This window comes from Pseudomonas iranensis (genome assembly GCF_014268585.2).
Taxonomy (GTDB): Bacteria; Pseudomonadota; Gammaproteobacteria; order Pseudomonadales; family Pseudomonadaceae; genus Aquipseudomonas; species Aquipseudomonas iranensis.
On the sequence record NZ_CP077092.1, the window covers coordinates 5161950 to 5182728 of the forward strand.

Annotated in this window: 16 protein-coding genes; 7 read left to right on the forward strand and 9 right to left on the reverse strand. The window is 61.2% G+C overall.

What is annotated here, in order from left to right; translation table 11 throughout:
- Window positions 1-125 precede the first annotated feature (125 nt).
- The 7 genes from HU724_RS23190 (at window position 126) to HU724_RS23220 (ending at window position 10151) form a co-directional block, all read left to right on the forward strand.
- Complete coding sequence (locus HU724_RS23190) at window positions 126-1286, forward strand: efflux RND transporter periplasmic adaptor subunit (RefSeq protein ID WP_186569192.1); 1161 nt, start codon at window positions 126-128, stop codon at window positions 1284-1286.
- The gene (locus HU724_RS23195) at window positions 1283-4384 is read left to right on the forward strand and encodes a multidrug efflux RND transporter permease subunit (protein ID WP_186569191.1); all 3102 of its coding nucleotides are present in this window, start codon (window positions 1283-1285) and stop codon (window positions 4382-4384) included. Before HU724_RS23190 ends, HU724_RS23195 begins: the two co-directional genes overlap by 4 nt.
- A 9-nt stretch (window positions 4385-4393) precedes the next feature.
- On the forward strand, window positions 4394-5071 hold the full coding sequence (locus tag HU724_RS23200) for a heavy metal response regulator transcription factor (protein WP_186569190.1): 678 nt from the start codon (window positions 4394-4396) through the stop codon (window positions 5069-5071).
- A complete protein-coding gene (locus HU724_RS23205) occupies window positions 5061-6425 on the forward strand; it encodes a heavy metal sensor histidine kinase (RefSeq protein ID WP_186569189.1) in 1365 nt (454 codons plus the stop codon). The genes HU724_RS23200 and HU724_RS23205 overlap by 11 nt, the downstream gene beginning before the upstream one ends.
- Before the next feature lie 299 nt (window positions 6426-6724).
- Window positions 6725-6946 carry a hypothetical protein gene (locus tag HU724_RS23210; protein WP_186569188.1) on the forward strand — a complete coding sequence of 74 codons (222 nt, stop codon included), beginning with the start codon at window positions 6725-6727 and terminating at the stop codon, window positions 6944-6946.
- A 152-nt stretch (window positions 6947-7098) separates the two neighbouring features.
- Window positions 7099-8457 (forward strand): OprD family porin, encoded by a 1359-nt coding sequence (locus HU724_RS23215; protein ID WP_189691497.1) that lies wholly within the window; start codon window positions 7099-7101, stop codon window positions 8455-8457.
- Between the two features lie 185 nt (window positions 8458-8642).
- Complete coding sequence (locus tag HU724_RS23220) at window positions 8643-10151, forward strand: sensor domain-containing diguanylate cyclase (protein ID WP_186569186.1); 1509 nt, start codon at window positions 8643-8645, stop codon at window positions 10149-10151.
- 148 nt (window positions 10152-10299) lie between these two features.
- Here the strand turns inward: HU724_RS23220 and lpxC are convergent, their stop codons facing one another.
- The 9 genes from lpxC to murD all read right to left on the reverse strand — a co-directional run bounded on the left by lpxC (window position 10300) and on the right by murD (window position 20779).
- Complete coding sequence (lpxC, locus tag HU724_RS23225) at window positions 10300-11211, reverse strand: UDP-3-O-acyl-N-acetylglucosamine deacetylase (protein WP_007916984.1); 912 nt, start codon at window positions 11209-11211, stop codon at window positions 10300-10302.
- Between the two features lie 112 nt (window positions 11212-11323).
- Window positions 11324-12520 carry a cell division protein FtsZ gene (gene ftsZ / locus HU724_RS23230; protein ID WP_016773283.1) on the reverse strand — a complete coding sequence of 399 codons (1197 nt, stop codon included), beginning with the start codon at window positions 12518-12520 and terminating at the stop codon, window positions 11324-11326.
- A gap of 68 nt (window positions 12521-12588) precedes the next feature.
- Entirely contained in the window at window positions 12589-13848 is a 1260-nt protein-coding gene (gene ftsA / locus HU724_RS23235; protein ID WP_016773282.1) for a cell division protein FtsA, read from the reverse strand.
- Window positions 13849-13863: 15 nt separating this feature from the next.
- The gene (locus tag HU724_RS23240) at window positions 13864-14730 is read right to left on the reverse strand and encodes a cell division protein FtsQ/DivIB (protein ID WP_024014242.1); all 867 of its coding nucleotides are present in this window, start codon (window positions 14728-14730) and stop codon (window positions 13864-13866) included.
- 4 nt (window positions 14731-14734) lie between these two features.
- A complete protein-coding gene (locus HU724_RS23245; RefSeq protein WP_016773280.1) occupies window positions 14735-15709 on the reverse strand; it encodes a D-alanine--D-alanine ligase in 975 nt (324 codons plus the stop codon).
- Window positions 15706-17166, reverse strand: coding sequence for a UDP-N-acetylmuramate--L-alanine ligase (murC, locus tag HU724_RS23250; protein ID WP_024014243.1), 1461 nt, complete (start codon window positions 17164-17166; stop codon window positions 15706-15708). Before murC ends, HU724_RS23245 begins: the two co-directional genes overlap by 4 nt.
- Window positions 17159-18229 carry an undecaprenyldiphospho-muramoylpentapeptide beta-N-acetylglucosaminyltransferase gene (gene murG, locus HU724_RS23255; protein ID WP_016773277.1) on the reverse strand — a complete coding sequence of 357 codons (1071 nt, stop codon included), beginning with the start codon at window positions 18227-18229 and terminating at the stop codon, window positions 17159-17161. The genes murC and murG overlap by 8 nt, the downstream gene beginning before the upstream one ends.
- Complete coding sequence (gene ftsW, locus HU724_RS23260) at window positions 18219-19436, reverse strand: putative lipid II flippase FtsW (RefSeq protein WP_016773276.1); 1218 nt, start codon at window positions 19434-19436, stop codon at window positions 18219-18221. The genes murG and ftsW overlap by 11 nt, the downstream gene beginning before the upstream one ends.
- Window positions 19433-20779 carry a UDP-N-acetylmuramoyl-L-alanine--D-glutamate ligase gene (gene murD / locus HU724_RS23265; RefSeq protein ID WP_186569185.1) on the reverse strand — a complete coding sequence of 449 codons (1347 nt, stop codon included), beginning with the start codon at window positions 20777-20779 and terminating at the stop codon, window positions 19433-19435. Before murD ends, ftsW begins: the two co-directional genes overlap by 4 nt.

Sequence of the window (20779 nt, forward strand, 5' to 3'; positions counted from 1 at the left end):
GTAATCGCAGCCAGAGCAATTAACGTCGGAAACTGACAATCCTGACAGCCAGGCGTCACCCTGCCGACCGCCTGACCGGTTTATAACTGGTCAATCTGCCCAAACTCCAGACTTCGGCGCCGCGCATGTCCATCCAGAAAAACAAAATCCTGCTGGCCACTCTCCTGATTCTGCTGGCAGCCGCCGGCCTGTGGTTCGCGCTCAAGCCAGCGCCGACCAAACTGGCCAGTCCGACCGCCATCCCGGTACGCGTCGTAACGGTCAGCGCCAAAGACGTGCCGCGTTACACCAGCGGCATCGGCTCGGTGCTGTCGCTGCACAGCGTGGTGGTGCGTCCGCAGATCGACGGGATCCTGACGAAAATTCTGGTCAAGGAAGGTCAGCTGGTCAAAGCAGGCGACCTGCTCGCCACCATCGACGATCGCTCGATCCGCGCCAGCCTCGACCAGGCCCGGGCGCAGTTGGGCGAGAGTCAGGCGCAGTTGCAGGTCGCGCTGGTCAATCTCAAGCGCTACAAACTGCTCAGCGTCGACGACGGCGTATCGAAACAGACCTTCGACCAGCAGCAAGCGCTGGTCAATCAGCTCAAAGCCACCGCGCAAGGCAATCAGGCCTCGATTGATGCGGCGCAGGTGCAACTGTCCTACACGCAGATTCGCTCTCCGGTTACTGGGCGCGTCGGTATTCGTACGGTCGATGAAGGCAACTTCCTGCGCATGACCGACACCCAAGGCCTGTTCACCGTCACGCAGATCGACCCGATCGCCGTCGAGTTCTCCCTGCCGCAGCAGATGCTGCCGACCCTGCAGAGTCTGATCAGCGATCCGCAACGCGCCCCGGTCAAGGCGTACATCGGAGCCGATACTGATGGCGAAACCGGCAATCTGCTCGGCGAAGGTCAGCTGACCCTGATCGACAATCAGATCAACGCCAACACTGGCACCATCCGCGCCAAGGCCGAATTCGCCAATGCCAGCCAGAAGCTCTGGCCGGGTTTGCTGGTGACGGTAAAAATTCAGACGGCTGTGGATAAAGATGCGCTGGTGGTTCCGCCCACCGTCGTACAGCGTGGCCTCGAACAACACTTTGTTTACCGCGTGAAGGACGACAAGGTCGAGGCGGTGCCGGTGCAAATGGTTTATCAGGGCAGCGGCCAGGACATCATCAAAGGTGTCAACGCTGGTGACGTCCTGGTGACCGATGGCCAGTCGCGACTCAAACCGGGCTCGAGCGTGCAAGTCATGAGCGAGCCAGCGCAAGTGGTGCAGGCGGAGCCGAAGCCATGAACTCGCACAAAGGCATATCGACCTGGTGCATCGATCACCCGGTGGCGACGATTTTGCTGACGTTCGCTCTGGTACTGGTCGGCGTAATTGCCTTCCCGCGTTTGCCGATTGCGCCACTGCCGGAAGCGGAATTTCCTACGATCCAGGTCTCGGCACAGTTGCCCGGCGCCAGCCCCGACACCATGGCTTCCTCAGTGGCCACGCCGCTGGAGGTGCAATTCAGCGCCATCCCCGGCATGACCCAGATGACCTCCAGCAGCGCGCTGGGCTCAACTCTGCTGACCTTGCAGTTCACCCTTGAGAAAAGCATCGACACCGCCGCCCAGGAAGTACAGGCGGCGATCAACACCGCCGCCGGCAAGTTGCCCAAAGACATGCCGACGCTGCCAACATGGAAGAAGGTCAATCCGGCCGACAGCCCGGTGCTGATTCTCAGTGTCAGCTCGACACAGATGCCCGGCACCGAACTCAGCGACCTGGTGGAAACCCTGCTGTCGCGTCAGATCAGTCAGGTCGACGGCGTCGGCCAGATCAACATCACCGGTCAGCAACGTCCGGCGATTCGCGTACAAGCCTCGGCGGACAAACTCGCGGCCATCGGCCTGACGCTGGCCGACATTCGGCTGGCGATCCAGCAAACCAGCCTTAATCTGGCCAAAGGTGCGTTGTACGGCGAATCGAGTATCTCGACGCTGTCGACCAACGACCAGCTGTTCCACCCCGAGGACTACAGCCAACTCATCGTTTCCTACAAGGATGGCGCCCCGGTTCACCTGCGTGATGTCGCCAAAGTCGTCAACGGTGCGGAAGATGCCTACGTGCAGGCCTGGGCCGGTGATCGCCCCGGTGTGAATCTGGTGATTTTCCGCCAGCCCGGCGCCAACATCGTTGAAACCGTCGACCGCATTCAGGCCGCCCTGCCCGGCCTCGAAGCGATGCTGCCGGCCTCGGTGCAGGTGAAAACCCTGATCGACCGCACGCAGACCATCCGCGCCTCACTGCATGAAGTCGAAATCACCTTGCTCATCGCGATCCTGCTGGTGGTCGCGGTGATGGCGCTGTTCCTGCGCCAGTTGTCGGCGACGCTGATTGTCTCGGCGGTGCTCGGCGTCTCGCTGATCGCCAGTTTCGCCCTGATGTACATCCTCGGCTTCAGCCTGAACAACCTGACGCTGGTGGCGATTGTCGTCGCGGTCGGCTTCGTCGTGGACGATGCGATCGTGGTGGTGGAAAACATCCATCGCCATCTCGAGGCCGGCGACGATATGCGCGAGGCGGCGATCAAGGGGGCCGGCGAGATTGGCTTCACCGTCGTTTCGATCAGTTTCTCACTGGTGGCGGCGTTCATTCCGCTGCTGTTCATGGGCGGTGTGGTCGGGCGCCTTTTCAAGGAATTCGCCCTGACCGCGACTTCGACGATCATGATTTCCGTGGTGGTGTCGCTGACCCTGGCGCCAACCCTTGCCGCGCTGTTTATGCGTAAGCCGGTACATCACGCCAACGCCAAACCCGGTTTCAGCGAACGCCTGCTCGGCTGGTACGAAAAGGGCCTGCGCAGCGCCCTCGACCACCAGAAACTGATGATTGGTGTATTTGGCCTTTCGCTGGCGTTGGCGGTCGCCGGGTACATTTTCATTCCCAAGGGGTTCTTCCCGGTGCAGGACACCGGGTTCGTCCTCGGCACCACCGAAGCCGCTGCGGATATTTCCTACGGCGACATGGTGAAAAAACACTTGGCGATGGCCGAAATCGTCGCGGCCGATCCGGCGGTGCAGGCCTTCTCGCACTCGGTCGGGGTGTCCGGCAGCAACCAGACCATCGCCAACGGGCGCTTCTGGATCGCCCTGAAAAAACGTGGCGATCGTGATGTCAGCGCCAGCCAGTTCATTGATCGCATCCGCCCGCAACTGATGAAAGTCCCCGGCATCGTCCTGTATCTGCGCGCCGGGCAGGACATCAACCTAAGCTCCGGCCCCAGCCGTGCGCAGTACCAATACGTACTCAAGAGCAACGACGGCGCGACCCTCGCCACCTGGACCCAGCGCCTGACCGAAAAACTGCGCAGCAATCCGGCATTCCGCGACATATCCAATGACTTGCAACTGGGCGGCAGCATCACTCACATCAGCATCGACCGCAGCGCCGCCGCGCGTTTCGGCCTGACCGCCAGCGATGTCGACGAGGCGCTGTACGATGCATTCGGCCAACGGCAGATCAATGAATTCCAGACCCAGGTCAACCAGTACAACGTGATTCTGGAACTGGATACCAAACAGCGCGGCAAGGCCGAAAGCCTCAACTATTTCTACCTGCGCTCGCCACTGAGCGGCGAGATGGTGCCGCTGTCGGCGCTGGCAAGGTTTGACGCGCCAACCATCGGCCCGCTGTCGATTGCTCACGACGGCATGTTCCCCGCCGCCAACATGTCATTCAACCTCGCCCCCGGCGTGGCATTGGGCGATGCGGTGATTCAGCTCAATCAGGCCAAGGCCGAGATCGGCATGCCCACCGCGATCAGCGGAAATTTCCAGGGCGCGGCGCAGGCGTTCCAGAGTTCGCTGGCCAGCCAGCCGTGGCTGATTCTGGCGGCGCTGGTGGCGGTGTACATCATTCTCGGCGTGCTTTATGAAAGCTTCGTGCATCCGCTGACGATCATTTCGACCCTGCCGGCGGCAGGTCTGGGCGCGGTGATCATGCTGTGGATCTGCGGCCAGGACTTTTCGATCATGGCGTTGATCGGCCTGGTGCTGCTGATCGGTATCGTCAAGAAGAACGGCATCCTGATGATCGACTTCGCGCTTGAAGCGCAGCGCCAGCGTGGCCTGCCGCCGCAGGAGGCGATTTTCGAGGCGTGCATCACCCGGTTCCGGCCGATCATCATGACCACCCTCGCCGCCCTGCTCGGCGCATTGCCGCTGATGCTCGGCTACGGCACCGGCGCCGAATTGCGCCAGCCGTTGGGCATTGCCGTGGTCGGTGGTTTGCTGGTCAGCCAGATGCTGACGCTGTTTACCACTCCGGTCATATACTTGTGGCTTGAGCGGCTGTTCCACCGGCCCAAACCTGCGCCTGTAGCGGCGTTGGCGACCACAGACTGAGGCAGGGTCATGCGCGTTCTGATTATCGAAGACGAAGAAAAAACCGCGGATTATCTGCACCGTGGCCTGACCGAACAGGGCTACACCGTCGACCTTGCCCGCGACGGTGTCGAAGGCCTGCATCTGGCGCTGGAATGCGACCACGCCGTGATCGTCCTCGACGTCATGCTGCCGGGGCTCGATGGCTTCGGCGTACTGCGCGCATTACGTGCGCGCAAGCAGACCCCGGTGATCATGCTCACCGCCCGCGAGCGCGTCGAAGATCGGATAAAGGGCCTGCGCGACGGCGCCGACGATTACCTCGGCAAACCGTTTTCCTTCCTTGAACTGGTCGCTCGCCTGCAAGCGCTGACCCGGCGCAGCGGCGGCCATGAACCGGTGCAAGTGAGCATCGCCGACCTGTGGATCGATTTGATCAGCCGCAAAGCCACCCGCGCCGGCACGCGCCTGGATCTGACCGCGAAAGAATTCTCCCTGCTCAGCGTGCTCGCCCGTCGCCAGGGCGAAATCCTTTCGAAGACCGCAATCGCGGAAATGGTCTGGGACATCAATTTCGACAGTGACGCCAACGTCGTCGAAGTCGCGATCAAACGCCTGCGCGCCAAGCTCGACGGCCCGTTCAACGAAAAGCTGCTGCACACCATTCGCGGCATGGGTTATGTGCTGGAGAGCCGTGGTGTCCAGTAACTCGATTGCCTTGCGCCTGAGCGGCATGTTCACGCTGGTGGCGCTGGTGGTGTTTCTGTTGATTGGCGGCGCGCTGTATCAGCAGGTCGACAAGGGCTTGGGATTGTTGCCCGAAGCCGAGCTGGATGCGCGTTACAGCGTGCTCGAATCCACCGTCGGCCGTTACGGCACGCCGGAGCATTGGGTGAAGATCAACAACAAGCTCAAGCTGCTCGGCGAAGAAGACAAGCGCATCAGTTTCTGGATCAGCAGCGGTGATCCGCGCTACGAATACGGCAACCTTACCCCGCAGATCCGTGCCGCCATCAATGGCCCGTTGGGCATGCACGATCTGCAACTGCCCGATCAACCCTATCCGCTGAAAGTGCTGGTCAGTCAGTTCCCCGCCAAGGACCAGCGCCCGCCGCTGCGCTTCATGATCGGCATCGCCACCGAGACGCTGCATCAGACCCAGCATCACTTGCTCATCGCCCTGATCAGTCTGGCGATTGTCGGGGTGCTGCTGGCCTCTGCATTGGGCTATTGGGTCGCAAGAATCGGTCTGAAGCCGTTGATCAAACTATCGCAGGAAGCCCAGCGTCTGGCCCCACCGCTGCGCGCCGGACGCTTGCGCCTGTCGCCGCTGCCGCCGGAACTGGAACAGTTTGTCGAGTCGTTCAACTCGACCCTGGAACGGGTCGAACTGGCCTATTCACGGCTGGAATCATTCAACGCCGACGTCGCCCATGAACTGCGCTCGCCGCTGACCAACCTGATCGGCCAGACCCAGGTCGCACTGACTCGCGGGCGCTCCGCCGAACACTATTTCGAAGTGCTGCAATCGAACCTCGAAGAGCTGGAGCGGCTGCGTTCGATCATCAACGACATGCTGTTTCTGGCCAGCGCCGATCAGGGCAACAAGGCGACCAAACTGACCTCGACGTCATTGGCTGATGAGGTGGCGACGACGCTGGACTATCTGGATTTCATCCTTGAAGACGCGCAGGTTGAAGTGCAGGTCAGAGGAGATGCGCAGGTGCAGATCGAGGTCGCGCATTTGCGCCGGGCGCTGATCAATTTGCTCAGCAACGCGGTGCAGCACACCGAACCGGGTCAAGTGATCGAGGTGCGCATCGAGGTTGAAGAACATCAGGTGAGCATTGGCGTAGCCAATCCCGGGTCGCCGATTGCCAGCGAGCATCTGCCGAGGTTGTTCGAGCGGTTTTATCGGGTCGATGCCTCGCGCAGCAACAGCGGCAATAACCACGGGCTGGGGCTGGCGATCGTCAAGGCGATTGCGCTGATGCATGGCGGGGATGTGTTTGTGCGCAGTGACCGGGGCATGAACACCTTCGGCATTCACCTTCCGGTCTGAATGCTCAGCCAAGCCCTGTGGCGAGGGGATTTATCCCCGCTCGACTGCGCAGCAGTCGCAAATCCTGTGCACAAGGTCCAAGAATCTTTGAGGCTGGAATTCTTGGGGCCGCTTCGCAGCCCAACGGGGATAAATCCCCTCGCCACAGGCCACCATCACGCACAGACCGGGTTGTTACCCGTGCCGATCTTTGCTTTTGCTGTAACAGTCATTTATGAAAATCACGCTGTTTCCCAACGCGCGGCAACCTTATCTTTGCCCGCACCAAACAGCACTCGCCAAGCGAGAAGGTTTTCAAGATGTCCAACAGTATGGGTATTGCCAGCGCATTCGTTTTGTCCTCATTGATCCTGTCGCCGATGGCGATGGCTGAAGAATCGCAAGCGTTCGTGGCGCACAACGTCGCTCGTGCGCAGGCATTCGATCAGCATCAGGCCGAAGTGATGGCCAGGGCTCAAGACGCGACGCAATCCCCGCAGGCCGCTACTTCCCAGGCTCAAGCGTTCGAGAAAGACAGCTGAGTCTCACCGCGAAAGGTTTCCCTCGACGCGGTTGTTTGGCTCTTCCCGTTCAACCGTCGTCACTCCAGGCCGCTGCCATTCAGCGGCCTTTTTTCGTTGTGGTCTGAAAGCCGCCTGGTGCGTCTGTAACAACAAGAAACATCAAGCCGCTCATGAAACAGAGCGGCCCGCTGACCCAAGGAGCCCCACCACACGTGTTTTACCCTGTCCGCCTCACCCCGCTGTTCATTGCAATTGCCGCAACGATTGCCCCCGCTGTCCACGCCGATGAGCCTGCCCAACAGGGCTTCGTCGCAGGCTCGAGCCTCAACCTCAACGCCCGCAACTACTACATGAATCGCAACCGCTTGCAGAAGGCCGACGACAATATCGAGTGGGGTCAGGGTTTTCTCGGCGTGTTCCAGTCCGGCTACACCGAAGGCACGGTCGGCTTCGGCGTCGATGCTCACGCCATGCTCGGCCTGAAACTCGACGGTGGTGGCGGTACCGACGGTTCGAGCATCCTGCCGATCAGCGATGGCAACGGCAAAGCGCCGGGCTCGTTCTCCACCGCAGGCGGGACGTTGAAGATGCGCGCCTTCGATACCGAGTTGAAGGCCGGTGATCTGTTCCTCACCAACCCGGTCATCGCCGGCGGCGACACGCGGATGCTGCCGCAGACCTTTCGTGGCATCAGCCTGAGCAACCACAGCTTCGACGGCTGGCTGATCGAAGGTGGCCAGGCCAGTTTCACCAAACCCTATAACCAGAGTGGTCATACCCGAATCGGAACGTCATACGGCACCCTCGCCGACGGCGACGAAAGCCAGCACCTGAACTGGGCCGGTGTGGCCTGGAGCGGCGTTGAGGGCCTGACCAGCAGTCTTTACGCGTCCGAGCTCAAGGACATCTGGAACCAGTACTACTACGACCTTGACTACACCTGGCAACTGAACGATCTGGTCAGCCTCAACCCGGGCCTGCACTTCTATCACACGCAAGACACCGGTGATGCGCTGCTCGGCGATATCGACAACAACACCTGGAGCACGCATCTCACCGTCGGCATCGGCAGTCACAGCGTTACCGCCGCCTATCAGCGGGTCAACGGAAATACGCCGTTCGACTACATCAGCCAAGGCGACAGCGTTTATCTGGACAACTCTCAGCAATACTCGGACTTCAACGGCCCGAACGAACGCTCGTGGAAGCTGAAATACGCTTACGACTTCACCGGTGTCGGCATCCCCGGCCTGACTTCGGCGCTGTCTTATTCACGCGGCACGTTGGACCTGACCAAAGCCGACCCTAACAGCGCAGGCTATTCGAGCTGGTACAGCGCCGATGGCCGCAACGCCAAGCATTGGGAACGCGACATCGATTTGCAGTACGTCGTACAAAGCGGCCACGCCAAAGACCTCGCGGTGCGCCTGCAATGGGCCACCAACCGTGGCGGCAACGGCTACGGCGTGATTGATTCGGATACAGATGAATACCGCGTGATCATCGACTACCCGGTCAACGTCTTCTAAGATCGGCGCTGCGTTTTTCAGACCCTGTGATTTCCCCTGTGGGAGCGAGCCTGCTCGCGAACGCGGTTGATCCATCAACATTGATGTTGAATGGCACACCGCTTTCGCGAGCAGGCTCGCTCCCACAAGGTTGTCCGGCGTCAGCCCTACTAAGCTTACGAAACCACTCCTACCGACAGCCCATCATGATCGCCAGCCGCACGCCTTCCATCACAGGCCTTACCGGTCGCCCCGAGCGCCTGCTGATCCTCGGCAGCCTGCTGACCGTGATTGCGATGGTGTGCATCGTCACCTTCCTGCTGATCCGCGAGTACGCCAGTGCGCAGGAAGTCGCCACGCGCCGCGCCACGACCATCGCGCAATTGATCGATGCCGATGTGCTGCGCACCGTCGAGCTGTACGACCTGACGCTGCAAGGGCTGATCGCCGCCGCTCAGCGTGACGACCTGCAGAACGTCTCGCCGCAGATCCGTCATCTGGCGCTGTTCGATCGCTCTGCCACCGCGCGCTTCAAGGGCGACATCCTCCTGCTCGACAAGCATGGCGAGGTGATCGCCGATTCCTCGCGCATCGAAGCGAAACCGGGCAATTTCGCCGACCGCGATTATTTTCTCGCTCACGCATTCAACCGCGATATCGGCATGTTCATCAGCCGTCCGTTCAAGACCCGCTGCGATTGCGAAGAGGCCGACCAGTGGCGCATCAGCTTCAGCCGGCGCATCTCCTCGCAGACCGGTGAATTCCTCGGCGTGGCGGTGGCGTCGCTGAAACTCGACTATTTCGACGACCTGTTCAAAAGCCTCGACATCGGCACCGACAGTACGTTGAACATCATCAACAGCGATGGCGTGCTGCTTGCGCAGAAGCCGTATCTGCAGAGCGATTCGGTCGGCAAGAGTTTCGGCAACCGCCCCAATGTCGTGCGGATTCTCAACGATCGCGATGGCAGCGGCAGTTTCACCAGCACTTCGAGCATGGATGAACAGCGGCGGCTCTACACCTACTCGCGGGTCGGCAATCTGCCGTTGACCGTGATGGTCGCACTGTCCAGCGATGAAGTGTTCGGCACCTGGCGGCGCACGGCGATTTTGATCAGCGTCGCCACCGGTGTGCTGTGCGCGGGCCTGCTGTGGCTGACCTGGCTGCTCGCCCGGGAGCTGCGCTTGCGCCATCGCGCCGAACGCGAACTGGCGCAACTGGCTGCCACCGATGATCTGACCGGCGTAGCCAACCGGCGCATGCTCGATCAGACCCTGCGCCACGAATGGTTCCGCGCCCAGCGCTCGGGCCAGCCGCTGTCGGTGATGATGATCGATGCCGACCACTTCAAGGCCTTCAATGATCGCCATGGCCATCAGGCTGGGGATCAAGTCTTGCGTGAACTGGCCAAGGTAATCACCGCGAACGTGCGGCGCCCGGCGGATCTGGTCGCGCGGTATGGCGGTGAAGAGTTTTCGGTGATTCTCGCCGAGACCGACAGCGCAGGAGCGCAGCAGATCGCCGAGCAGATTCGCCAGGCTGTGGAAAACTTGCCCTGGGTCGAAGGCGCTGAGCGGGCGATGACCGTGAGTATCGGTATCGCCACCTGGACATCGGCGAGCGAGATGACACTGGAGCAATTACTGTTTGCGGCGGACAAGGCGCTGTATCAGGCCAAGGAAGGCGGGCGTAATCGCGTTGTAGTGTCAGTTTAAAGTCAAAAGATCGCAGCCTTCGGCAGCTCCTACATCTGGAATGCGTTCCCCTGTAGGAGCTGCCGAAGGCTGCGATCTTTTGCTTTTGAAAGGGCATAAAAAAAGGCCATCCGAGGATGGCCTTCAAAAAACTAGAGAGGTTTTTTACTTACACCGCCGCAACCGGGCGCATGTAAGAGATTGGTGCGGTGCTGGCGTCTTCGAACGTCACCACTTCCCAAGCGTCTGTCTGCTCAATCAATTTGCGCAGCAGCTGGTTGTTCAGTGCATGACCGGACTTGAAGCCTTTGAACTCACCAATCAGGCTGTTGCCCAGCAGGTACAGGTCACCAATCGCATCGAGGATCTTGTGTTTGACGAATTCGTCTTCATAACGAAGACCGTCTTCGTTCAACACGCCATCAGCGTCGACCACGATCGCGTTTTCCACGCTGCCGCCGAGTGCGAGGTTGTGCTTGCGCAGGTACTCGATGTCACTCATGAAACCAAAAGTACGGGCGCGGCTGACTTCTTTAACGAACGAAGTGCTGGAAAAATCCACGCTTGCACTCTGGGTGCGGTCCCGGAATACCGGGTGATCGAAATCGATCTCGAAGCTCACCTTGAAGCCTTCGAAAGGGACGAAAGTGGCGCGCTTGTCGCCGTCTTCCACTGTCACTTCACGCAGGATGCGGATGAATTTCTTGGCGGCGTCCTGTTCTTCCAGGCCTGCCGATTGAATCAGGAATACGAAGGGTCCAGCGCTGCCATCCATGATCGGGACTTCGGACGCGGAGAGCTCGACGTAGGCGTTATCGATGCCCAGGCCAGCCATGGCCGAGAGCAAGTGCTCTACCGTGTCCACTTTGACGTCGCCATTGATCAGCGTCGTCGACATAGTGGTTTCACCGACGTTTTCCGCGCGGGCAGGAATCTGCACCACAGGGTCGAGGTCAGCGCGACAAAACACAATGCCAGTGTCGACAGGCGCAGGCTTGAGGGTCAGATAGACCTTCTCGCCGGAGTGCAGGCCTACACCTGTGGCACGGATAATATTTTTCAGTGTGCGTTGTTTAATCATGGCTTGGGCCGCTTCAGCGCAAATTGCGAACTGGTATCAACAAAGGCTGGCGATGATAGCAGACCATGCCTTTGCTGAACACCAATCACCTTCATAGCCCTGATACATTCCATCAATCGGCCTGACGACGCAGGAATGCCGGAATGTCCAGGTAGTCCAGGTCATCCTGCGGATTCATCTTCGCGGCAGCCGCAGCACCGGCCTGAGCCTGGTTGCGCATGACGGTCGGACGGTCCAGATCACGGTAGTTCACCGCTGGCTGCTCCTGACGGGCCGGAGCCGGTTGTTGCACCTGCGCCGAAGCCATCGAGGTGTGAACGGTGTTGTCGATAACCTTCACAGGCTTCTCGATTTTCGCGCCCAGACCGGTGGCAACCACGGTTACGTGCAGCTCGTCGCGCATGTCCGGATCGATAACGGTACCGACCTTGACCATCGCGTGCTCGGAAGCAAAGGCTTCGATGATCGAACCAACGTCGGAGTACTCACCCAGGGACAGGTCAGGACCGGCGGTGATGTTCACCAGAATGCCGCGCGCGCCTTGCAGGTTGACGTCTTCCAGCAGCGGGTTGCGGATTGCCGCTTCGGTTGCTTCACGTGCACGGTTCGGACCGCTGGCGCAGCCAGTGCCCATCATCGCCATGCCCATTTCGCTCATCACGGTGCGTACGTCGGCGAAGTCGACGTTGATCATGCCCGGACGCTTGATGATGTCGGAGATACCGCGAACGGCACCGGCCAGAACATCGTCAGCCTTGGCGAAAGCCGACAAGAGGCTTGCGTCTTTGCCGAGGATGGTCAGCAGTTTTTCGTTCGGAATGGTGATCAGCGAGTCAACGCTTTCCGAAAGCATGCGAATGCCTTCGTCGGCGATCTGCATACGCTTGCGGCCTTCGAACGGGAACGGACGGGTAACGACCGCAACGGTCAGAATGCCCATTTCCTTGGCCACTTCAGCGATGATCGGCGCTGCACCGGTACCGGTACCGCCGCCCATGCCGGTGGTGATGAACACCATGTTGGTGCCGGCCAGCACTTCAGCGATGCGCTCGCGGTCTTCCAGAGCGGCTTGACGGCCGACCTCAGGATTGGCGCCGGCGCCCAGGCCTTTGGTCACGCCGGTGCCCAGTTGCAGGATGGTCCGCGCGCCGATGTTTTTCAGCGCTTGAGCATCGGTGTTGGCGCAGATGAACTCAACGCCTTCGATGTTGCTCTTGACCATGTGATTGACAGCGTTGCCGCCGCCACCGCCGACACCGATAACTTTGATTACCGGGCTTGCGGGGATGTTGTCTACGAGTTCGAACATTTTCCCTCTCCTTACATTCTCTAGTTTTTTCGCCTACTGCTGTTTGTAGCGGTGTTGCGGTAAAGCTTTTAAAAATTGCCCTGAACCCACTTTTTCAGTCGGTCCAGCAGCGGCGCCTGAGGCTCTTCGCTGCTGTAGCTGTCGCGGCTGCCGATGCCGGAGAACGAAACTCCATCGGACTGCTTTTGCAGGCCGTACATCAACAACCCGACGCCAGTGGAATAAATCGGGTTGCGCACCACGTCATCCAGACCTTTCACGCCATGCGGCACACCGAGGCGCACCGGCATGTGGAAGATCTCTTCGGCCAGTTCAGTGGCGCCTTCCATTTTCGAGGTACCGCCGGTGAGCACGATGCCCGCCGGGATCAGGTCTTCGTAGCCGCTGCGACGCAGCTCGGCCTGGATCAGGGTGAACAGTTCGTCGTAACGCGGCTCGACCACTTCGGCCAGGGCCTGACGCGACAGTTCGCGCGGTGGACGGTCGCCAACGCTCGGCACCTTGATGGTTTCGCCGGCACCGGCCAGTTTCGCCAGGGCGCAGGCGTAACGGATCTTGATCTCTTCGGCGTACTGGGTCGGAGTGCGCAACGCCATGGCGATGTCGTTGGTCACTTGATCACCGGCAATCGGGATCACCGCGGTGTGACGGATCGCGCCTTCGGTGAAGATCGCGATGTCGGTGGTGCCGCCGCCGATGTCGACCAGGCACACGCCCAGTTCTTTCTCGTCGTCGGTCAGCACCGAGTAGGCCGAGGCCAGTTGCTCGAGAATGATGTCGTCGATTTCCAGACCGCAGCGACGCACGCATTTTTCAATGTTCTGAGCAGCGTTGACGGCGCAGGTGACCACGTGAACCTTGGCTTCCAGACGCACGCCGGACATGCCCAGCGGCTCGCGCACGCCTTCCTGGTTATCGATCACGTAATCCTGCGGCAGGGTGTGCAGCACGCGCTGGTCAGCCGGGATCGCCACGGCCTGGGCGGCGTCGAGTACACGCTCAAGGTCCGCCGAGCTGACTTCGCGATCACGGATCGCAACGATGCCGTGGGAATTCAGGCTGCGGATGTGATTGCCGGCCACGCCGACGAACGCCGAGTGAATGCGGCAGCCGGCCATCAGTTGGGCTTCTTCGATCGCGCGCTGGATCGACTGCACGGTGGATTCGATGTTGACCACCACGCCCTTCTTCAGGCCGCGGGACGGATGCGTGCCGATCCCGACGATTTCCAGCTGGCCGTCGTCCGCGACCTCGCCTACCAGCGCCACCACTTTGGAGGTGCCGATATCCAGACCGACGATCATTTTGCCGCTTTGCACGTTTGCCATGGGTCCTGCCTCTTCTTAATTCTTTGCGACAGCGGGTTGGGCTGTCGTCGGCGCTACGGGTTCCCGCCAGCCAACAGCGAGGCCGTTGGCGTAGCGCAGATCGATGCGCGCAATGTTCGTAATCTGCTCTTTCAGCGTCTTGTCATAGATGGCGATGAAGCGGCGCATCTTTTCCACCAGGTTGCCGCGTCCCAGCAGCAACTCGATGCCGGGGCCGGAACTGCCGGCACCGGTGGTCAGGAACCAGCTGCCGCGTTCACGCAATTCCAGGCGTGCAATCGAAAAACCCAGCGGGCGCAACATCTGGCTCAGCACCTGATACTGCTGCATCACCTGCTGCTGAGCCCGTTGTGGGCCGAACAGCTGCGGCAGGTGTTCATAATTCGCCAGTTCCTTGGGCGTGAACGCCTGGCCCTGGTTGTTGAGCAACGACTCGTCGCCCCAACGCGCCACCGGCAATTGCTCTTCGAGGCGGATCACTACCTGATCCGGCCACACCCGACGCACTTCGGCGTGGGCGATCCAAGGCATCTGCTCAAGCTCGGTACGCATACCGGCGAGGTCGATGGTGAAGAAGCTCGACGCCACGAACGGCGCGATCCGCTGCTGCACCGCCTGCTGGCTGATGTAACTCAGGTCGCCCTGCACCGCGACCTTGCTGATCGGCCGGTCGGCGTACGGCAGCAGACGCTGCGCGCCTTCGTAGGTGCCAAAGCCCAGCGCCACCAGCAGCACTGGCCAGAACAGGCTTTTCAGAAAGCTGAAATTGGCTTTCGGCAGGCGCGCGGACATCGGCTCTTTCGCCACCATTCGGCTGGCACCCCGCGGCACCGGCTTGCGGCCGGGTGCGGGTGGCTGATGTCTGAGATGAGCGCCTTGCATGGTCTTAACCTCGCGCCTCTGTTGCGCCTGCGTCTTCAACGCTGGCGGCCAGAATGGCCAGAACCAGTTGCTGGAAATCCAGACCGGCAGCCCGCGCCGCCATCGGCACCAGGCTGTGATCGGTCATGCCCGGTGCGGTATTGACTTCGAGGAACCAGAACTGCCCGTCGGCGTCCTGCATCACGTCCGCCCGGCCCCAACCGGCGATACCCAGCGCCTCACAGGCCTTGGCCGTGAGTTCCATGAGTTCCTGTTCCTTGGCCGCGTCGAGCCCGCACGGAATGCGGTACTGGGTATCGTTGGCGATGTACTTGGCGTCGTAGTCGTAGAACGTGTGCGGTGTACCCAGGGCGATAGGAGGCAACACCTGGTCACGCAGGGTGGCGATGGTGAACTCCGGACCTTGAATCCATTGCTCGACCAACACTTGCGAATCGTAGGTACTGGCCGCTTTCCATGCGTCGATCAACTCGGACGCAGAATTCACTTTGGCCATCCCGATACTTGAACCTTCATGCGCCGGTTTGACGATCAAAGGCAGGCCCAGTTCCGTCGCTGCGGAAATACAATCGGCTTCGCTGCACAGTACGGCGTGACGCGGCGTCGGAATCCCGAGACTGTGCCAGACCTGCTTGGTACGCAGCTTGTCCATCGCCAGTGCGGAAGCAAGAATGCCGCTGCCGGTGTACGGGATGCCCGCGCACTCGAGCAGGCCCTGCATGCTGCCGTCTTCACCGCCGCGACCGTGGAGAATGATGAACGCGCGGTCGATCTTTTCGCTGAGCAGACGCTGCAGGAAGTCTTCGCCCACATCGATGCCGAACGCGTCGACGCCAGCGCTTTGCAGCGCCTCGAGCACGGCGTTGCCGGATTTCAGCGAAACCTCACGCTCGGCACTCAGGCCGCCGAAGAGCACGGCGACGCGGCCGAAGTCTTTCGGCGCGATGGTGGAGAACAGCTTGGCGTAGGCAGCAGTCATTTCAACTTCCCCTCGACCGGCGCCGCCACGGCGCCGGCGAACAATTCACTTTTCAACAGCTTCGGCGCGAGACCGCCGATATCACCAGCGCCCTGGCACAGCAGAATGTCGCCGGCGCGCAGCAGCGGCTTGACCAGCGGTGCCAGATCAACGCCACGCTCGATGTAGATCGGGTCGAGCTGACCGCGCTGGCGGATGCTGTTGCACAGCTTGCGGCTGTCGGCGCCCGGGATCGGCTCTTCGCCGGCCGGATAGACTTCCATCAGCAGCAGCACGTTGGCGTCGGCCAGGACATTGACGAAATCGTCGTACAGGTCGCGGGTGCGGCTGTAGCGATGCGGCTGGTAGACCATCACCAGACGACGCTCCGGCCAGCCACCGCGCACGGCTTTGATCACCGCAGCGACCTCGGTCGGGTGGTGCCCGTAGTCGTCGACCAGCATTACGTTGCCGCCGTCCACCGGCAGTTCGCCGTAGACCTGGAAGCGTCGGCCAACACCCTGGAAGCCTGACAGGCCCTGAACGATGGCTTCATCGCTGACGCCTTCGTCGGTGGCGATGCAGATGGTCGCCAGCGAGTTGAGCACGTTGTGATTGCCGGGCATGTTCACCGACACGTCCAGCGGCTCGCGATCCGGGCGCAGCACCGTAAAGAAGGTCTGCATGCCCTGCTGGCGCACATTGATTGCGCGTACGTCGGCGTCTTCGCTGAAGCCGTAGGTCACAGTCGGACGTTTCACCAGCGGCAGGATTTCGCGCACCACCGGATCGTCCAGGCACATCACCGCCAAACCGTAGAACGGCAGGTTGTGCAGGAATTCGACGAAGGTTTTCTTCAGTTTGTTGAAGTCACCGTCGTAGGTCGCCATGTGGTCGGCGTCGATGTTGGTGACCACGGCCACCAGCGGCTGCAGATGCAGGAAGCTCGCATCGCTTTCGTCGGCTTCGGCAATCAGGTAACGGCTGGTGCCGAGCTGGGCATTGGTGCCCGCTGCATTCAGGCGACCACCGATAACGAACGTCGGGTCCAGACCACCGGCCGCGAACACCGAAGCGATCAGGCTGGTGGTGGTGGTTTTGCCATGGGTACCGGCGACGGCGATACCGTGGCGATAGCGCATCAGCTCGGCGAGCATTTCTGCACGCGGCACTACGGGAATGCGGCGCTCAAGGGCAGTCGCCACTTCCGGGTTGGACGTGTTCACTGCGCTCGACACCACCAGCACGTCGGCGGTAGCGGCGTTCTCGGCACGGTGACCGATGAAGATCTGCGCGCCAAAGGTTTCCAGGCGCTCGGTGACCGGCGACGCCTTCAGGTCGGAACCGGAGACTTGGTAGCCCAGGTTCAACAACACTTCAGCGATACCGCACATGCCCACGCCGCCGATGCCGACGAAGTGGATGCGACGGATGCGGCGCATTTCCGGTTGTGGCATGGCTTTCTGATTCTCAACCATGGGCCACCTCCAGACAGGTATCGACCACGCTACGGGTGGCATCGGGTTTGGCCAGTCGGCGGGCCGCTTGGGCCATTGCTTCGAGTCGTTGCGGTTGCATCAAGACCTCTGTCAGGCGCGCGGCAAGATCCGCGGCACCAGTCGTTCTTTGCGGCATCAGGAAGGCAGCGCCTTCGCGGGCCAAATAATCGGCGTTGCGGGTCTGGTGATCGTCGATCGCGTGGGGCAAAGGCACCAGCATCGAGGGCAGACCGGCGGCCGCCAGCTCACTGATGGTCAACGCGCCAGCGCGGCACACCACTAGGTCAGCCCAGCCATAGGCCTGGGCCATGTCTTTGATGAACGGCTGCACCTGCGCTTCCACACCCACGGCGCGGTAACGCTCGGCAGTCACTTCATCGTGATTTTTGCCGGCCTGATGAAACACTTCCGGGCGCAAATCGGCAGCGACTTGGGCCAGGGCTTCAGGCAGCAATTTGTTCAACGGTTCTGCGCCCAGGCTGCCGCCAAGGATCAGCAAACGCGCTTTGCGCCCGGCCAGCGCCGGTCGCGATGTGTCGAGGAACAGCTCGCTGCGCACCGGATTACCGGTGGTACGGCGGCTGTCCGACAGAGTAAAGGTGTCGGGGAACGCTTCACACACTCGGGCGGCGAACGGCACCAGCAACCGATTGGCGGTGCCGGCGACAGCGTTCTGCTCGTGAACGATCACCGGCACGCCGGCCAGTTTCGCAGCAAGACCACCAGGGCCGGTCACATAACCGCCGAAGCCGACCACGCACACCGGTTTCAGACGGCGCATGATCGCCCGCGCCTGCCACACCGATTTCAGCAGCATCAGCGGCGCCTTGAGCAGCGACAGCTTGCCCTTGCCGCGCAAACCGCTGGCGTTGATCCGGTGCAGTTCAAGCCCTGCCGCCGGAACCAGTTCGTTTTCGATCCCGCGTGGCGTGCCGAGCCAGTGCACGGTGTAGCCGCGCGCCTGAAACTCGCGGGCACAGGCCAGCGCCGGGAACACGTGGCCGCCGGTACCGCCGGCCATGATCAATACATTAGCGCCCATGAGTCGGCTCCTCGGCGAAGTCGCTCTCCTGGAATTCCATCTCTTCGCTGCCCAGGTGGGTTCGACTCTCCCACTCGATGCGCAGCAACAGGCCGAGACAGGCGCAGCAGATCACCAGCGAGCTGCCGCCGTAACTGAGGAACGGCAAGGTCAGCCCCTTGGTTGGCAGCAGGCCGACGTTCACACCGATGTTGATCAGGAACTGACCAATCCACAGGAACGACAAGCCGTAAGCCACGTAAGCGGCAAAGAACTGCTTGGCCTTCTCCGCCCACAGGCCGATGTACATGCCGCGAATACACACGAACACGAACAGCGCGACGGTGCACAGCGAACCCACCGCACCGAGTTCTTCGGCGAGTACCGAGAACACGAAGTCGGTATGCGCTTCCGGCAGGTAGAACTGCTTCTGCACGCTGTTGCCCAGGCCGACGCCCAGCCACTCGCCGCGACCAAACGCGATCAAGGCCTGCGACAACTGATAACCGGCGCCGAACTGGTCGGCCCACGGGTCGGCGAAGTTGGTCAGACGCGCCATTCGATAGGGCTGCATCTGGATCAGCAAAACCACCGCGCCGACCGCCAGTACCACCATCAGCGAGAAACGGAACAGTCCGACCCCGCCAAGAAACAGCATCGCCGCCGCGGCGCCCATCATGACTACGGTGGCACCGAAGTCCGGCTCCATCAGCAACAGACCGGCCATCGGCAGCAGAACGATGAACGGCTTGAAGAAGCCCATCCAGCTCTCGCGCACTTCTTTCTGCCGGCGCACCAGATACCCGGCGAGGTAGATCACCACGAACACCTTGGCGATTTCCGACGGCTGCACGTTGAAGAAGCTGAAACCGATCCAGCGCATCGAACCGTTCACTTCGCGACCGATGCCGGGAATGATCACCATCACCAGCAGGCCGAACGCACCGATCAGCATCATCCAGCCGAGGCGCTGCCAAGTGGCGATCGGGATCATCATGGTGACAATGCACGCGCCCAGACCCAGCACCACATAGATAAGGTGGCGAATCATGTAATACAGCGGACTGCCCGACTGCGCCGCCGCCACTTCGGTGGACGCCGAAGCGATCATGATCAGGCCGAGACCAAGCAGCGCCAGGCAACCGGCGAGCATCGGGAAGTCGAGGTCGATGCCACGCCCGGTGATCAGCGGCGACGGGTACGGCTTGATGATGTTTCTCAGGTTCATGCCAGTTCCTCCACAGCGCGGACGAACTGGTGACCACGGTCTTCGTAATTCTTGAACATGTCGAAACTGGCGCAGGCCGGCGACAGCAGCACCACATCGCCCGGTTGGGCAGCGGCGCGGCATTGCGCAACAGCGTCGATCAGCGAGCTCGCGCGAATCAGCGGTACGGCGTCGCCAATGGCCGCGCCGATCTTGTCGGAGTCGCGGCCCATCAGCACCACAGCGCGGCAGTTGGCCGCCACCGGATCACGCAGATCATTGAATTCGGCGCCTTTGCCGTCGCCGCCAGCGATCAGAATGACCTTGCCATCGATGTCCGCACCGAGGCCTTCGATGGCGGCCAGAGCGGCGCCAACGTTGGTGGCTTTGGAATCGTTGTAATAGGCCACGCCGTCGAGATCGCGCACCCACTGGCAGCGATGCTCAAGGCCGGCAAACGTACGCAATGCAGAGAGCATGGCGTCGAACGGCAGGCCCACCGCGTGACCCAGTGCCAATGCGGCGAGAGCGTTGGACTGGTTGTGCGCGCCGCGAATCTTCAGTTCACGCACCGGCATCAGGTTCTGGAATTCGAAGGCGAGGTACTTCTCGCCGTCTTCTTCGCGAATGCCGAACGCTTTGAAATCCGGTTTGCTCAGGCCAAAGGTCCAGCATGGCTGACCTTCACCGATCAATGGACGGCTCAGGGCATCCTGACGGTTGACCACAAACTGCTTCGCGCCCCGGAAGATCCGGTGCTTGGCCAGGTGATAGGCCGGCAGACCGCTGTAGCGATCCATGTGGTCTTCGCTGATGTTCAGTACGGTGGCGACCTCGGCGTTGAGCTGGTCGGTGGTTTCCAGCTGGAAACTCGACAACTCCATTACGTACAACTCGACATCATCGCTGAGCAGATCCAGCGCCGGGGTGCCGAGGTTGCCGCCAACGGCGACGCGCTTGCCGGCAGCAGCCGCCATCTCGCCGACCAGAGTAGTGACGGTGCTTTTCGCGTTGGAACCGGTGATCGCGACGATCGGCGCCCGCGCGTTACGCGCGAACAGCTCGATGTCGCCGGACATTTTCACGCCACGGGCTGCGGCGGCTTGCAGGGCCGGGGTCGCCAGCGCCAGGCCGGGGCTCACGTAGAGCTCGTCGGCACGGCAGAGGAATTCGACGTCCAGCTCGCCACAACGCACTTCCACGTGCGGATAGTCACGCTTGAGCGTGGCCAGTTCCGGTGGATTGTCCCGCGTGTCGGCCACAGCAAACGACGTGCCCCGGTTCGCCAGGAAGCGAACCAGGGACATGCCGCTCTTGCCGAGGCCGACAACGATGCGGAAGTGGTCAGAAGCGATCAGAGACAC